Below are 15,718 nucleotides of genomic sequence, written 5' to 3' on the forward strand. Positions count from 1 at the left end.
CGTGACCGACCCCGCCGCCCCGGTGTCCGCGCCCGAATCGCGCCAGCCGGAGCTCGACCGGCGTGCCCACGCACCCGCAGAGCGCACGCTTCTCGACATCCTGCGCGCGACCACCGCGCGGTACCCCGAGGCGTCGGCGATCGACGATGGTTCGGGTGCGCTGAGCTACCGGGAGCTGATGGCACGCGTGGGCCGCACCGCGGCGCGGCTGCATGAGGCCGGAGTGCGCCGCGGTGACCGCGTCGGCGTGCGGATGCCGTCGGGCACCAAAGAGCTGTACATCTCGATCCTCGGCGTGATCGCTGCCGGGGCGTCGTACGTGCCGGTCGACGCGGACGACCCCGAAGAGCGTGCGGTACTCGTCTTCGGTGAGGCGGCCGTGCGCGGGGTGGTCGAAGGGACGGGCGAGTTTCGGCCGACGATCGCGGACGCGGCGCCCGAGCCATCCGCCCTCTTCGCGGGTGATGTCCCGCACCCCAGCACGCACGCCGTCGTGGCGGTGCCGCCGCCGACCGAGGACGACGACGCGTGGGTGATCTTCACCTCGGGTTCGACGGGCACGCCGAAGGGCGTCGCGGTCAGCCACCGCTCGGCCGCCGCGTTCGTCGATGCCGAGGCCGCACTGTTCCTTCAGGACGACCCGCTCGGTCCGGGCGATCGTGTTCTCGCAGGCCTGTCGGTCGCGTTCGATGCCTCGTGCGAAGAGATGTGGCTTGCCTGGCGGCATGGAGCGTGCCTGGTGCCCGCGCCGCGCGCGCTCGTGCGGTCGGGCGAAGACCTCGCCCCGTGGCTCGTGCGGCAGCAGATCACGGTGGTCTCGACCGTTCCCACGCTGGCCGCGCTCTGGCCCGCCGAGTCGATCGAGAACGTCCGTCTGCTGATCTTCGGTGGCGAGGCCTGCCCGCCCGAACTCGCGGCCCGCCTCACAGAAGAGGGGCGCGAGGTCTGGAACACGTACGGTCCGACCGAGGCGACGGTCGTCGCCTGCGCCGCCCTCATGGATGGCGCGCCGCCGGTGCGGATCGGGCTGCCCCTCGACGGCTGGGCGCTCGCGGTCGTGAACGCCGAGGGAGCGGCCGTCGACGAGGGCGAGGTCGGCGAACTGATCATCGGGGGAGTGGGCCTGGCGCGCTATCTCGATCCCGCGAAGGACGCGGAGAAATACGCCCCGATGCCCTCGCTCGGCTGGGACCGCGCCTACCGCTCGGGTGACCTCGTGCGATACGACCCCGCCGGGCTCGTCTTCCAGGGGCGCGCCGACGACCAGGTCAAGATCGGCGGCCGCCGCATCGAACTGGGTGAGGTCGAGGCCGCGTTGCAAGCCTTGCCCCATGTTGGGGGCGCCGCGGTGGCGGTGCGGCGGACGGATGCGGGAGTCGACATCCTGGTCGGCTACCTCGTCGTCGATGAGGGGTTCGACCGTCAGGCCGCGCGCGCCGAGCTCGCTGCGACCCTGCCCGCCCCGATGGTGCCGCTTCTCGCGGTCGTGGACGACCTGCCCGTTCGTACCTCGGGCAAGGTCGACAAGGCCGCGCTGCCGTGGCCGCTGGTCGGTATGCCGACGGAGGAATCAACGCTGACCGGTGTCGAAGCATGGCTGGCCGAACAGTGGCGGGCGGTGCTCGGGGTGTCGGTTCCCGATGCAGACGCCGACTTCTTCGACCTGGGCGGTGGCTCGCTCGCCGCGGCTCAGCTCGTCTCGAAGATCCGGGTACGCTCGCCCGAGTTCGCCGTCGCCGACATCTATGACCTGCCGCGCCTCGGCGCCATGGCGAAGGCTCTCGGACCGCTCGGCGAAGAAGCGGTGGGAACGTACCGCGAGCCCGCTCCGACACCCCGCTCGACGCAGATCCTGCAGACGATCATGGGTGTTCCCCTCTTCATCCTCAGTGGCGTTCGCTGGCTGATCTACCTCGTGACCGCGGGCGCTCTCTTGCGCCTCGTTCCGGGTTTCGAGGCGCTCCCGACCGTGGACTGGTGGGTGCTCGTTCCGGCGCTGCTGGTCTTCGCCACACCGTTCGGACGGATGGCCATCTCGGCGGCCGCCGCTCGCGTCCTGCTCGCCGGGGTGCGGCCGGGTGACCACCCCCGCGGCGGACATGTGCACATCCGGCTCTGGCTGGCGGAGCAGATCGCCGACCAGGTGGATGCCGTGGGTCTCGCCGGGGCCCCGTGGATCAGCTACTACGCTCGAGCGCTCGGCGCGAAGATCGGCCGCGACGTCGACATGCACACGCTGCCACCGGTCACGGGAATGCTGCAGATCGGCGACGGCGCGAGCATCGAACCCGAGGTGGATCTGACGGGCTACTGGATCGACGGCGATGTCGTGCGGATCGGCGAGGTACGCATCGGGGCCGAGGCGACGATCGGCGCGCGCAGCACACTCGCTCCCGGCACGCGCATCGGTCGTCGGGCCGAGATCGCGCCAGGGTCGGCGGTGTTCGGCCGCGTGCGGGCCGATCAGCGCTGGGCCGGTTCGCCCGCCGAGCGGGTCGGCGGTGCCGCCGAGGACTGGCCGCGCGAGCGCCCGCCCGCGCCCACGCGCTGGCTGTGGGCGTATGCGGCCTCGTCGGCCCTGCTGGCGCTGCTGCCCCTGCTGGCATTCGCGCTCGGTGCGCTCGTTCTGGCGGCGGGCATGCGCGGGGCCGACTCGCTCGGGATGGCGGCACTCGCCGCATTCGCTTGGCTCGTTCCCGCGGTGCTGGTCACCGGCCTGGTGTTCGCGGCATCCGTCGTCATCCTCGTGCGGCTCCTTCAGCGGGGCCTCCTCGAGGGCACGTTCCCCGTGCGGAGTGCGATGGGATGGCGAGCCTGGACGATCGAGCGTCTGCTCGACTCCTCGCGCACGATCCTGTTCCCGCTGTACTCGAGCCTGTTCACACCGGTCTGGCTGCGGATGCTGGGGGCACACGTCGGTCGCGATGTTGAAGCATCCACGGTTCTGCTCATCCCCGCGATGACGACGATCGAAGACGGAGCTTTTCTCGCCGACGACACGATGGTCGCGTCATACGAGCTGCGCGGTGGGTGGATCCGTATCGGGCCGGTCAAGATCGGCAAACGCGCATTCCTCGGCAACTCGGGCATGGCGGCCCCGGGACACCGTGTGCCGAAGGGTGGGTTGGTCGCCGTGCTGTCGGCGGCGCCTCTCAAGGCCAAACCCGGGACTTCGTGGCTCGGCTCGCCCGCCGTGCGCCTGCGCCGCGTATCCAGTGACGCCGACGAGAGTCGCACCTATCAGCCGCGCACGGGGCTGCGGGTCGCCCGCGCGCTGTGGGAGTTGTGCCGCATCGTGCCCGTCATCGTGACCTGCGCGATCGGCCTCGGTGTGCTGTTCGTCCTCGCCCTGCTGGTGCAGACGTGTGGGGCGATCGTCGCCGTGCTGCTGTCGGGTGTCGTTCTGCTCGTTGCGGGGGCGGCAGCCGCGGGTGTTTCGACGCTCGCGAAGTGGGCGCTCGTGGGCGTCATCCACGCGGGCGAGAAACCCCTGTGGTCGAGTTTCGTGTGGCGCACCGAGGTGTCCGACACCTTCGTCGAGATGGTCGCAGCGCCGTGGTTCGCCCGCGCCGCGACGGGTACTCCCGCGCTCGCCGTGTGGTTGCGTTCGCTCGGCGTGAAGATCGGCCGCGGCGTCTGGTGCGAAAGCTACTGGTTGCCCGAGCCCGACCTCGTCACACTGGGCGATGCATCCACGGTCAACCGGGGTTGCGTTGTGCAGACGCACCTATTCCATGATCGGATCATGAGCATGGATGTCGTCACGATCGAACCCGGCGGAACGCTCGGCCCGCACAGCGTGATCCTGCCCGCCGCCTCGATCGGCGCGCACGCGACTGTCGGGCCGGCTTCGCTCGTGATGCGCGGCGAGACGGTTCCGATCGGCAGCCGCTGGAGTGGCAACCCGATCGGTCCCTGGCGAGCGGTCAAGGTTCGCTCGTACCAGACGAGCTCGCACTGATGAGCGCCCGATGACCGGCGCCCAATTGCCGGCGCCCGACGCCTATGCGCCGCAGAGCGGGGACCTGTCGTACGACGTGGAGTCGTACGACATCGCGATCACGTACAAGCCGTCCACCAACCGACTCGTGGGGCGGGTTGTCCTGAATGCGGTGGCCCGGCGTCCCATCCGCTCGTTCACGGTCGACCTCGTGGGGCTGCAGGCCTCGAAGGTGCGCGTCGACGGCGACCGCCGGACGGCATACCGCCAGGGCCCGCGGATGATCCGCGTCACCCCCAGCACTCCGATCGCGCTCGACGAGCGGTTCTCGGTCGAGTTCGCCTACGCCGGGGCGCCGACGCCGCGCCGGTCGCGGTGGGGCACGATCGGATGGGAAGAGCTGGAGGATGGCGCCCTCGTCGCGGCGCAGCCGACGGGCGCGCCGACGTGGTTTCCCTGCAACGACAGGCCCGACGACAAGGCGACCTATCGAATCGCTGTCACCACGGATGCCGCTTACAGCGTGGTCGCGACGGGCGAGCGGGTCTCGTTCGGGCGTGCGGGTGGCGCCGCGACCTGGGTGTTCGAGCAGCCCGCGCCGACCCCGACCTACCTGGTCGCGGTGCAGATCGGCCACTATGTCGAGACGATCGTCGACCTCGATGGCGTGCCGGGAGCCGTGCATCATCCGCGGGCGCTTTCCGTTCCCGTGCGTACGGCATTCGCGGATCTGCCCGAGATGATGCGGGTCTTCCAGCGCGCGTTCGGTCCCTATCCCTTCGCACGCTACGACGTCGTCGTGACCGCCGATGCGCTTGAGATCCCGCTCGAGGCGCAGGGAATGGCGACGTTCGGCTCGAACCACCTCGAGGGCTCGGAAGAGCGCCTGATCGCGCACGAACTCGCCCATCAGTGGTTCGGCAACAGTGTCGGGCTGGCGCACTGGCGAGACATCTGGTTGAACGAAGGGTTCGCCTGCTACGCCGAGTGGATCTGGTCCGAGGCATCCGGTGGCCCGTCCGTCGCGGCGTGCGCCGCATTCCACCACGCGATGCTGCAGGCATCGCCGCAGGACCTGCTGCTGTCCGACCCCGGCCCCGACCTCATGTTCGACGACCGCGTCTACAAGCGTGGTGCGCTGACGCTCCACGCCCTTCGCCTGCGGGTGGGGGACGTGACGTTCTTCGAGATCCTGCGCCGATGGTGTGCCGACCATCGCCACGGACTCGCCACGACGGAGGATTTCGTGGTGTGCGCGGAGGCGGTCGCGGATGCACCGCTCGCGGACCTCTTCATGAGTTGGCTGTCGCAGACACGGCTGCCGTCCCTCCGTCCGGTCTCAGACTGAGGCGACCGCGAGCGAGATCACGATGCCCCGCGGTCCGCGCACCCGTAGCAGACGGGGACGGATGCCGGGGGCACCGCGTGCCGTGGTGACACCGCGTGCTGCGCTGTCGCCGGCGATGCTTCCGTGGACTCCGTGGAGTGACCGCTCGATGCGGACGCGCCCCGGTTCGACCGACAGGCCGCGGCCGTCGGCCTTCAGCACCGCCTCGACGCGCGTCCAGCGGCGGAGCGAGGTGCGCTGCCCCGGGGTGATCAGCCCTCGCAGCCCGTCCTCGCTCGTCCCGGTCCCGCGTTCGGCGTCGATTCCGAGCGCGAGGACTCGGCAGGCGTCCGCGACGGCGACCACCGCCACGTCGGCCGTGTACGACACGCTCGCCTGGATCGGTGCCCCGCTGACGACCGGACGTCCGTGATCCGAGGCACCGCAGCGCTCGCATCGGCGGCCCACGATGACCGGACTGCCCGTCGACGCGGTCGCGATGCGCGCGACCAGGGCGTCTGCAACATCTCGGCGGGTCCCCCCGGGCGGGACCGTCTGCCAGGCCACCCGCACCCCCGCGAGCAGCGTGCTTCCGGGCCGCGCGCTCACTCCTTGGGGGTGTGCGTTTCGATCGCGACGATGCCCGATCCGGGATTCGTCGCCGAGAGATGGACGACCGAGAATGCCGCAAAATCCAGCGTCGAGGCGCTGCCGAGGTACGACCCGCGAAGCGTGCCCGTCGCCAGGGCGATCTCGCTCATGATCTCGGGCAGCACCGGACCGTGGCTGCAGAGGACGGCCGGCTTTCCGGAGCGCACGCGCTTTCCCACGACGGCGCGGATGTCCGCACGGCCCTGCTCCCACGCGTCCTGTCCGATCAGTTCCGTACGCCGCACGGGCTTTCCCAGAGCGGCGGCGAGGGAGGTGACGGTCGTCACACAGCGCACCGCGTCCGACGAGATCACCCGACGCGCTCCGAATGCCAGGAGTGGTCCAACGATCGCGTGGGCCTGGCGGGTGCCGCGCGCGGTCAGGGGGCGCAACGCATCCGGTCCGCTCCACGAGTCCCGGCTGACCGCCTTGCCGTGTCGCAGCACGATCAGGGGGAACGTCTGGAGCACACCGTCGTCGACGAACTTCATGAACGCGTCGAGGATCTCCAGATCCACCGGGTAGCTGAGGTAGGTGCGCGCGCGCTTCGGGGTCACCCATTCGAGGGCGGCCACCTCTTTGTTCGGCACGAACCGCGAGGCGCGGATCGCGTCATCCGTCGCCTCGGCAGACCAGTAGTGCACGATCTTCTGCCGTTTGTTCGGCATCCGATAGCGCGAAACCCCCACCGGGATGCCGAGTGCAACTCGAATGCCGGTCTCTTCGAACACCTCGCGCACCGCCGTTTCGGCGAGCATTTCGCCGGGATCGACCTTGCCCTTGGGGAGGGTCACATCGGCGTATGCCGTGCGGTGGATCACGAGGATGTGCAGCTTGCCCTCGACCAGCCGCCAGATCACCGCGCCCGCCGCGTAAACGGCGGTGTCCGTCATCGGACCGCCCGCGCGCGTCGGCGGCGCTGGACGTCGTGCATCGTCTTGTCCTGGATGTCGACGAGCGGGCGCCCTTCGGCGTCGAGGCTGTGACGGGTCCACGCTCCCTCGGGGCCGAGCCACCACGAACTCGTGCCGTCGCTCATCGCCAGGTCGAACAGGTCGTCGAGTTCCTTGAGGTGTGCGGGGGCGACGACGCGCACGAGCGCCTCGACGCGGCGGTCGAGGTTGCGGTGCATCATGTCGGCGCTGCCGATGTACACCTGGTGGTCGCCGCCCGCCTCGAACGCGAAGATACGCGAGTGCTCGAGGTAGCGACCCAGGATGCTCCGCACCGTGATGTTGTCGCTGACCCCCTCGATGCCGGGCTTGAGGGAGCAGATGCCGCGCACCCAGATCTCGATCTGGACACCCGCCTGGCTTGCCCGGTAGAGCGCGTCGATGATCTGCTCGTCGACCATCGAGTTGACCTTGAAGCGGATCTTGGCGGGCTTGCCCGCGAGCGCGTTGCGGCGCTCCTTGTCGATCAGCCGCAGCAGCCCCTTGCGCAGGTGGAGGGGAGCGACGAGCAGGCGCTTGAACTTCTTCTCGATCGCGTAGCCGGAGAGCTCGTTGAACAGGCGCGTCAGGTCGCGACCGACCTGATCGTCGGCGGTGAAGAGCCCGAAGTCTTCGTAGATGCGGCTCGTCTTCGGGTTGTAGTTGCCGGTGCCGACGTGGCTGTAGCTACGCAGCACGCCGCCCTCTTCGCGGATGACGAGCGCGAGCTTGCAGTGCGTCTTCAGCCCGACCAGGCCGTAGACGACGTGTACGCCCGCCTTTTCGAGCTTGCGGGCCCAGACGATGTTCGCGGCCTCGTCGAAGCGCGCCTTGATCTCGACCAGCGCGAGCACCTGTTTGCCGGCCTCGGCGGCGTCGATCAGGGCCTCGACGATGGGGCTGTCACCCGAGGTGCGATAGAGAGTCTGCTTGATCGCGAGCACGTGCGGGTCTTTCGCCGCCTGCTCGAGGAACGCCTGCACGCTCGTCGCGAACGATTCGTACGGGTGGTGCACCAGCACGTCGCCCTGGCGGATCGCCGAGAAGATATCGGCCCGCTCGTTGTTGTCGCCGGGCTGGAACGGCAGCGCCGTCGTGGGGACGTGGGGCGAGTAGTGCAGGTCGGGCCGCGCAATGCGCGACAGGTCGAACAGGCCGCGCAGGTCCAAGGGGCCGTGCAGACGGAACACCTGCTGCTCGGTGATGTCGAGTTCGCGGATCAGCAGACCGAGCGTCACCTCATCCATATCGTCGGTGATCTCGAGACGGATCGGTGGGCCGAACCGGCGTCGCAGCAGCTCTGCCTCGAGCGCCTGGATGAGGTTCTCGCTCTCGTCCTCTTCGATCGTCATGTCTTCGTTGCGGGTGAGGCGGAAGGCGTGGTGGTCGAGGACCTCCATACCCGGGAAGAGGTCGATGAGGTTGTTCGAGATCAGGTCTTCGAGGGGCAGGTAGCGTCCGCGTCCCGGGCCCGCTGCTCCCGGGACCTCGACGAACCGCGGCAGCATCGGCGGGACCTTCAGGCGTGCGAACTCCTGACGGCCGGTGCGGGCGTTGCGGATGCGCACGGCCAGGTTGAGCGAGAGGCCCGAGATATAGGGGAACGGATGCGCGGGGTCGACGGCGAGGGGCATGAGTACCGGGAAGACCTGCGTCTGGAAGTACTCGTACAGCGTGACGCGGTCGTCGTCACCGAGGGAGTCCCACGACACAACCTCGATGCCCGCCGCGGCGAGGTCGGGCTGCACGACGGAACGCCATGCCTCGGCGTGGCGCAGCTGCAGACGGTAGGCCTCGGCCGAGATGTCTGCCAGGACTTCGGTGGGCGACCGGCCGACGTTCGTCGGGACCGCGAGTCCCGTGAGGATGCGGCGCTTGAGTCCCGCGACGCGCACCATGAAGAACTCATCGAGGTTGCTGGCGAAGATCGCCAGGAAGTTCGCGCGCTCGAGCACGGGCACGAGCGGGTCTTCGGCGAGTTCGAGAACGCGCTGGTTGAAGGCCAGCCAACTCAGTTCGCGGTCGAGGTATCTGTTCTCGGGAAGTTGCGAGTCGAACGCCTCGACGGCCTCATCAAAATCGTCGTCGTCGGCATCGCCCAGACCAGCATCCAGGATCGAGGATTCAAGCATGCTCCATCATTGCAGGGCGCAGGTGTCCAGCGGGTAAACCGGACGGCCCCGGGAGTCAGCCTTTGCGGCCGCTGCCGGTGGGAAGCTGATCGTCCTCGTACACGTTGAAGCGGTATCCCACGTTGCGGACGGTGCCGATGAGTTGTTCGAGATCGCCGAGCTTGGCGCGCAGGCGTCGCACGTGCACGTCGACGGTGCGCGTGCCACCGAAATAGTCGTAGCCCCACACTTCGCTCAGCAGCTGCTCGCGCGTGAAGACCCGGGAGGGGTGCGTGGCGAAGAAGTGCAAGAGCTGGAACTCCTTGTATGTCAGGTCGAGAGGCTTTCCGTGGACCTTCGCGGAGTACGAGGACTCGTCGATCGTGATTCCGGATGTCTGGATGCGGGTCGAGACCTGCTCCTGCGTCATCCGTCCCATTGCCAGGCGAACGCGCGCGTCGACCTCTGCGGGCCCCGCGCTGACGAGGATGACGTCATCGACACCCCAGTCGGTGCTGACGGCGGTCAGACCGCCCTCGGTCACGACCAGCATGAGCGGCGCGTCGAGACCCGTCGTATTGAGGATCTTGCAGAGGGACTTGGCACCGACGAGATCGGTTCGGGCGTCGACGAAGATGACGTCGGCGCTCGGTGCATTCACGAGTTGTGCCGGCTCGGCGGGAATCTGCCGGACGCGGTGGCTCAAGAGTTCCAGGGACGGCAGAACGGGACCGCTGCCGTGTGCGGAACTCAGGACGAGCAGTTGGGCCACGCGTTTCCTCTCGGGCGACGCCCCCAGGGTCGTCGGGGCCCATCTTACGCCGACCTGGGAATACGATGGCCCGCGGGTCCTCGCAGGCTCGCGCGGACGTCCCCGGTGAGGGAAGATGAAGGCATGTCGGCACCCGAACTCGCTCCCCGCTCGAGCGTCGGAGGTATCGCCGCGGTCTGGATCGCGGCGCTCCTCGGCGGGATCGCGGTCGCGATCTTCGTGCCGGCCCCGCACCAGGCGCAGTGGTTCGTCCTGGCGCTCGCAGCCAGCCTGCTGGTCTCTTTCGGCGTGCAGCTGGCCTATGGGCGATCCACGGGGTTCATCCGGCGCGTGGCCGCGAGTGTGCTCGGCGCCCTGCTGGCGCTCGGGGTCGTCTCGGCCGGAGTCGGCCTCGCGACGATCATTCCTGGCTAGAGTGTGAGCATGGACCTCCTCGCTCTCGAGATCTTCTTCGTGGGTCTCCTCGCACTGGCATCCCTGGCGATCGCGTTCGTTTCGGGCGTGGTGATCGTCAACCTCTATCGCGGCCAGCGCTGAGCGGCCCGATCGTGATCGATCTGCCGACAGACCTACCCGCCGACCTCGTACCGCTCTCGTGGCTGGTCGGGGTGTGGGAGGGGACCGGTGTGATCGACTATGAGGCGGCAGGTCATCGCTACGCGGGCGAGTTCGCCCATCGTGTGAGTTTCAGCCACGACGGCGGCGATTACCTCAACTACTCCGCGACCGCGTGGATGTCTTCGGGCGACGGCCCCGGGGTGCAGCTGGTCGCCGAAACGGGGTACTGGCGTCTCGCCCGCCCCCTCGGCGACGCCGATGCCGGTCCCGGTCTGCTTCCTGCTCTCTCGCCTGCGCCGCCGCGAACCGTCGACGATGTCGAGGCATTGCGCGTCGCCGAGGGCGGCTTCGAGATCGAGGCCGCGATCGTCCACTCGGACGGTATCTCCGAGCTGTACCTGGGACATGTGACAGGACCACGGATCGATCTTGCGACGGATGCCGTGGTGCGCCCCTCGGGGGCGAAGCATTACGCCGCCGCGACGCGGTTGTACGGCCTCGTGGACGGCCACCTGCTCTGGGCGTGGGATATCGCCGCTCTCGGCACCGAACTACGCAGCCACGCGTCCGCACGTCTCGCGAAGGCCGATTGATGACCTCTGCGTTCGCCGCGCTCCCGGGCGCCGTCACCGACGAGTCGGCCGCCGCCGAATCAGGCGGAGCGCCACTGCACTTCGGCACCTTCCTGCGTGAGCAGCGACTGCTCGCCGAGGGCCGCGCGATCGTCCACCTCGGCGACCGTGTCGTCCTGTCGGTGACGGGGGCCGACCGGCTGACCTGGCTCGACTCGATCACCTCGCAGCACCTGGCGCGCCTCGAGCCGGGCCGCGCGACCGAGCTGCTCATCCTTGATCCGCACGGGCATGTGGAGCATGCGGCATCCGTCCTGGACGACGGCGTGACCACGTGGCTCATGGCCGATTCCGCCAGCGCCGAAGCGCTCGCAACCTGGCTGAAGAGAATGGTGTTCCGCGCGCAGGTCGTCGTGACCCGCGAAGCCGATCTGACCGTGCTCGGCTCGTTCGGTGGTGGTACGGCCGAGGCCCTGATCACGCCCCGCGTGCACGCGCCCGCGGGTGTGTCGCTCGTGTGGATCGACCCGTGGTCGCACGTCGCCGTAGGAGGACACCAGTACGCCGCGGGCCCGCATCCCGGTGCCGACTGGAACTGGCGCCAAACAATCGTGACGACGGATGCTGCCGCTGACATCGCCGCCGCGATCCGCCGCTCCGCGGACGTCGATGCCGCCGGGTTGATCGCCGCCGAAGCGCTCCGCATCGCGGCGTGGCGACCCCGCCGCGCGAACGAGGTCGATGAGCGGACGCTGCCGCACGAACTCGACTGGTTGCGCTCGGCCGTACATCTCGACAAGGGCTGTTATCGAGGGCAGGAAACCGTCGCGAAGGTCCACAACCTCGGCCATCCGCCGCGCCGTCTGGTGTTCTTGCACCTCGACGGCAGCGATGCGGTCCTGCCCGAGCCGGGTGCGCCCGTTTCGCTGGCCGGCACCGAGGTCGGCCGCGTCACATCGGCGGCCCTCCATCACGAGCTCGGCCCGATCGCGCTCGCCGTTGTCAAGCGCACCCTGCCGATCGACGCGACTCTGACGGTCGCGGCGGGCGACGAGACCGTCATTGCGGCGCAGGAGGTCATCGTCCCGCCGGGAGCGGGAGCCGAGGCATCCGTCCCGCGCCTGCCGCGGCTTTCGGCGCGCGCCCGCGCGTGACCGACGGCCCCGGTCGTTCCGGTTCGGGCGTCCCGGAGCCTGAGCCGCTCCCGCCCATCACGACCGCCATACCCGTGCGGTTGCGTGATCGCTTCGATCCGCGACCGGGCGCACGCCGCGTCCAGAACTCGGCGTTGCCGATCATCCAGATCGTCGTCGCGGCGACCGCCGCGTACGCGTTCGCCTATTTCGTCGTCGGGCATCAGACCCCGCTGCTCGCCGGGACGGTGACCGTCGCGAGCCTGGGACTCGTGCGCGATGCCCGCCCGCGCCGGGTTCTCGAGACGGTCATCGGGATGATCCTCGGCATTCTGATCGCCGAGGTCCTGCTGCTTGTCGCGGGACGGGGATGGTGGCAGGTGGGACTCGCCCTGGCACTTACCCTCGTGGTGGCACGATTCCTCTCGCCCCAGGCGAGTTTCGCGATCGCCGCCGCGATCCAGTCGCTCATCGTGCTGATCATCCCCGCCTCGACGAGCGTGCCGTTCTCGCGCATGCTCGACGGCGTCGTCGGGGGAGTGGCAGCCCTGTTGGCGACCGCGTTGATCCCGCGCAGTCCGCGTGGGGAAGCGCGCCGGGATACTGCGACGCTGTTCCGCGCGTTCGACGGCGCCGTGATGAGCCTTGCGGTCGCGCTGCGCCAGGGCGACCGGGCCCGTGCCGAACGCGGGCTGCAGAAGGCGCGCGCGCTCGATCCTCTCGTTCGGGCGTGGCGCGAGACCCTCGATTCATCCGTGGCCATCGCACGCATCTCGCCGTGGCTGTGGACCAGCCGGGAAGAGTTGGCGCGCGCCGAGCGCGTGCTGGCCGCCATGGACCTTGCGACCCGCAACCTGCGTGTCGTCGCGCGACGGACGGCATACCTCGTGGACGACGGTATCCCGCGTCCCGTCGCCGCAGATCTTGTGCTCTCCCTCGGCCGCGGGGCATCGCTCGTCGAGCAATCGCTGGCGGATATCTCACTCGAGCCCGTTGCTCAAGAGGCCCTCACCGGCATCGCGCACCATCTCGATCCCACCGAAGTTGTGCCGGGCGCAGGCTTCGGCGATCAGAACCTCATCGCGGCACTGCGTCCGTTCGTCGTCGATCTTCTGATCGGCGCGGGTATGCCCGCCGATCAGGCACGGGCCGCGATCCCGCGTCTCTGACCTCGCCGATCTGATCTCGCAGATCTGACCTCGCCGATCAGCCGGGGGCGACGGCCGACCACGGCAGGGTCAGTTCCCCCAGCCGCCAACGGGTGCGTCCGCCGAGCACCGGCACACCTGTTGCTCGGAGCGCCTCGACCGCGGCTACCCAGCGTTGCTGAGCGCTGAAGACGCCCAGGGGAGCGGCACGGGTCCACGCCGTGTCGAGCGCAGACAGCACGGCGTGTATGCGCTCGCCGGGGACATTGCGGTGGATGAGCGCCTTCGGGAGCCGCTCGGCGACGATCGAGGGCAGATCGAGGTCGGCGAGCCGCAGCGCGATGGTCAACCGGACAGGCTCGCCGCCTGGATCGACATCGACCCAGGAACAGACACGACCGACCTCGTCGCAGGTGCCTTCGATGAGCGCACCCGTGGGTTGGAGCCGAGCGGATGTCAGGCCCCAGGCATCCGGGACCTGCCCTTCTTCGTACTGGCGCAGCACGTTCATCGCGCGAACGAGGGCGGGTCTGCGTCCGCCGGGGAGGGGGACTTCGAAGCCGCCGGGCTCGAACCGGACCCTTGCGTCAGGGGCGAACGGTGTCGTACCCGCGCGCACCGCCGCGAGCTGTTCACGCGCACGCGCCACGCGCTCGGGATCGATCTCGACGCCGATGACCTCGACATCGGGGCGGAAGCGCGCCAGACGCGTCCAGAGTTCCAGCGCCGTGACGGCGCTCGCTCCGAATCCCAGATCCACGACGAGCGGATCATCGGTCCGGCGGAGCGCCGGCAGTCCCGCAAGATATCGGTCGTTGCGTCGCAGCCTGTTCGTGCCCGTCGTCCCGCGTGTCGCCTGCCCGACGGGGCGACCCGCGGAAGGACGGCGTGCGGGCGGGTGCTGCGCGGTCATCCCTCCATGATGTCGGGAATGCCTCCATGAAGTCGGGAATGCCTCCACGAAGCAGGGAATGGGCTTCACCTGGCGTCGATATCATGGGCGCATGACCGAGCCTTATACGTTGATCCTGCTCCGCCACGGCCAGAGCGAGTGGAACGAGCTGAACCTCTTCACCGGTTGGGTCGATGTGCGCCTGACAGAACTCGGCAAGGCCGAGGCCAAGCGCGGCGGCGAGCTCCTCGCCGAAGCGGGACTGCTGCCCGACGTGCTGCACACGTCGGTGCTCAGCCGTGCGATTCAGACCGCCAACATCGCGCTCGATGCGGCCGATCGGCTGTGGATTCCCGTGACCCGCACCTGGCGCCTCAACGAGCGTCACTACGGCGCACTGCAGGGCAAAGACAAGGCGCAGACCCTCGCCGAATTCGGCCCGGAGCAGTTCATGCTGTGGCGTCGCTCATTCGATGTGCCGCCGCCCGAGATCGCCGACGACGACGAGTTCAGCCAGGTTTCAGACCCGCGCTACATCGGCATCGACGGTGAGATCCCGCGCACCGAATCGCTCAAGCTCGTGATCGACCGCATGCTCCCGTACTGGGAGAGCGGCATCGTTCCCGACCTGCGCGCCGGCAAGACCGTGCTCGTCACGGCACACGGTAACTCGCTGCGCGGGCTCGTGAAGCACCTCGAGGGCATCAGCGACGACGACATCTCGGAGCTCAACATCCCGACCGGCATTCCGCTCGTCTACCGCCTCGGCGAAGACCTGCTGCCCCTCGGACCGGGCGAGTACCTCGACCCCGACGCCGCCGCGGCCGGAGCCGCTGCCGTCGCCGCGCAGGGCAAGAAGTAACCGAACCCGCGAAACGAAGAAGGGACCGGATGCCGAGGCATCCGGTCCCTTCTTCGGTGTCGAAGCTAGGCGACGGTGACGCCCGTAGCGTCCGACCAGTCGCCCGTTGCGAGATAGACGACCTTCTTCGCAACCGACTCGGCGTGGTCGCCGAAACGCTCGTGGTAGCGGCTCGCGAGGGTCGCATCGACCGTCGCCATGGCCTCGCCCTGCCAGTTCTCGCCGAGCACCTTCTCGAAGACCGAGACGTGCAGGTCGTCGAGCTGGTCATCGAGGTTGCGGATCTCTTCAGCGACCGCGATGTCCTGCGTGCGCAGGAGGTCGGTGAGCTTCCGAGCCATCTGCACGTCGATCTGTCCCATGCTCGTGAAGGTGCTCTTCAGGCCTTTGGGGATCGCGCGCTCGGGGAAGCGGTAGCGGGTCAGCTGAGCGATGTGCTCGGCGATGTCGCCCATGCGCTCGAGCGACGCAGACATCCGCAGCGCGCTCACGACGATGCGCAGGTCGCGAGCGACCGGCTGCTGGCGGGCGAGGATCTCGATGGCGAGCTCGTCGAGAGCCACGGCCTTGTCGTCGATGATGCTGTCGGCGTCGATGACCTCTTCGGCGAGCGAAACGTCGCTCGAGCCGAACGCCTGCGTGGCCTTCTCGATCGCGATGGCGACGAGCTCGGAGATCTCGACGAGGCGTCCCTGGACGTCCTCGAGGGACTGATGGAAGACTTCGCGCACGGTGCTGGTCCCTTTCCCGGTCGGTCGGACACGGCGCCCGCGACCTCCGCGATCATCTCCGCCGAAGGTTAACGGATGGTGCCGCTCGG

At 69.0% G+C, this 15,718-nt stretch carries 13 protein-coding genes; 7 read left to right on the top strand and 6 right to left on the bottom strand.

Annotation, left to right across the window (positions count from 1 at the left end; translation table 11 throughout):
* Position 1 precedes the first annotated feature (1 nt).
* Positions 2-3,961 carry a Pls/PosA family non-ribosomal peptide synthetase gene (locus CGU34_RS04915; protein ID WP_036297817.1) on the top strand — a complete coding sequence of 1,320 codons (3,960 nt, stop codon included), beginning with the start codon at positions 2-4 and terminating at the stop codon, positions 3,959-3,961.
* A gap of 10 nt (positions 3,962-3,971) precedes the next feature.
* Positions 3,972-5,288 (top strand): M1 family metallopeptidase, encoded by a 1,317-nt coding sequence (locus CGU34_RS04920; protein WP_198517688.1) that lies wholly within the window; start codon positions 3,972-3,974, stop codon positions 5,286-5,288.
* Here CGU34_RS04920 and CGU34_RS04925 read toward each other — a convergent pair.
* Genes CGU34_RS04925 through CGU34_RS04940 form a run of 4 tightly spaced genes read right to left on the bottom strand, consistent with a single transcriptional unit; the run spans position 5,280 to position 9,733 of the window.
* Complete coding sequence (locus tag CGU34_RS04925) at positions 5,280-5,876, bottom strand: hypothetical protein (RefSeq protein ID WP_100813458.1); 597 nt, start codon at positions 5,874-5,876, stop codon at positions 5,280-5,282. The genes CGU34_RS04920 and CGU34_RS04925 overlap by 9 nt on opposite strands.
* Positions 5,873-6,811: an NUDIX hydrolase gene (locus CGU34_RS04930; protein ID WP_100813459.1), complete on the bottom strand. Its 939-nt coding sequence runs from the start codon at positions 6,809-6,811 to the stop codon at positions 5,873-5,875. Before CGU34_RS04930 ends, CGU34_RS04925 begins: the two co-directional genes overlap by 4 nt.
* Positions 6,808-8,982: an RNA degradosome polyphosphate kinase gene (locus CGU34_RS04935; RefSeq protein WP_100813460.1), complete on the bottom strand. Its 2,175-nt coding sequence runs from the start codon at positions 8,980-8,982 to the stop codon at positions 6,808-6,810. The genes CGU34_RS04930 and CGU34_RS04935 overlap by 4 nt, the downstream gene beginning before the upstream one ends.
* Positions 8,983-9,037: 55 nt before the next feature.
* The gene (locus CGU34_RS04940) at positions 9,038-9,733 is read right to left on the bottom strand and encodes a winged helix-turn-helix domain-containing protein (protein ID WP_036297825.1); all 696 of its coding nucleotides are present in this window, start codon (positions 9,731-9,733) and stop codon (positions 9,038-9,040) included.
* A 123-nt stretch (positions 9,734-9,856) separates the two neighbouring features.
* Here CGU34_RS04940 and CGU34_RS04945 point away from each other — a divergent pair, with 123 nt between their 5' ends.
* The 4 genes from CGU34_RS04945 to CGU34_RS04960 all read left to right on the top strand — a co-directional run bounded on the left by CGU34_RS04945 (position 9,857) and on the right by CGU34_RS04960 (position 13,165).
* On the top strand, positions 9,857-10,147 hold the full coding sequence (locus CGU34_RS04945) for a hypothetical protein (RefSeq protein WP_100813461.1): 291 nt from the start codon (positions 9,857-9,859) through the stop codon (positions 10,145-10,147).
* A gap of 134 nt (positions 10,148-10,281) precedes the next feature.
* Positions 10,282-10,884, top strand: a complete 603-nt coding sequence (locus CGU34_RS04950) for an FABP family protein (protein WP_100813462.1) — start codon at positions 10,282-10,284, stop codon at positions 10,882-10,884.
* Complete coding sequence (ygfZ, locus tag CGU34_RS04955; protein WP_100813463.1) at positions 10,884-12,017, top strand: CAF17-like 4Fe-4S cluster assembly/insertion protein YgfZ; 1,134 nt, start codon at positions 10,884-10,886, stop codon at positions 12,015-12,017. Before CGU34_RS04950 ends, ygfZ begins: the two co-directional genes overlap by 1 nt.
* Positions 12,014-13,165 (top strand): FUSC family protein, encoded by a 1,152-nt coding sequence (locus CGU34_RS04960; RefSeq protein WP_232711544.1) that lies wholly within the window; start codon positions 12,014-12,016, stop codon positions 13,163-13,165. The genes ygfZ and CGU34_RS04960 overlap by 4 nt, the downstream gene beginning before the upstream one ends.
* Before the next feature lie 37 nt (positions 13,166-13,202).
* On the opposite strand, the gene CGU34_RS04965 is transcribed toward CGU34_RS04960, so the two are convergent.
* Positions 13,203-14,057 carry a class I SAM-dependent methyltransferase gene (locus CGU34_RS04965; protein ID WP_100813464.1) on the bottom strand — a complete coding sequence of 285 codons (855 nt, stop codon included), beginning with the start codon at positions 14,055-14,057 and terminating at the stop codon, positions 13,203-13,205.
* A 91-nt stretch (positions 14,058-14,148) separates the two neighbouring features.
* On the opposite strand from CGU34_RS04965, the gene CGU34_RS04970 reads away from it, so the two are divergent.
* Positions 14,149-14,898 (top strand): phosphoglyceromutase, encoded by a 750-nt coding sequence (locus CGU34_RS04970; RefSeq protein ID WP_036297836.1) that lies wholly within the window; start codon positions 14,149-14,151, stop codon positions 14,896-14,898.
* Between the two features lie 65 nt (positions 14,899-14,963).
* Here CGU34_RS04970 and phoU read toward each other — a convergent pair whose 3' ends face one another.
* Positions 14,964-15,629 carry a phosphate signaling complex protein PhoU gene (gene phoU / locus CGU34_RS04975; protein ID WP_036297838.1) on the bottom strand — a complete coding sequence of 222 codons (666 nt, stop codon included), beginning with the start codon at positions 15,627-15,629 and terminating at the stop codon, positions 14,964-14,966.
* Positions 15,630-15,718 lie beyond the last annotated feature (89 nt).

The organism is Microbacterium lacus (assembly GCF_002812805.1).
Lineage (GTDB): Bacteria > Actinomycetota > Actinomycetes > Actinomycetales > Microbacteriaceae > Microbacterium > Microbacterium lacus_A.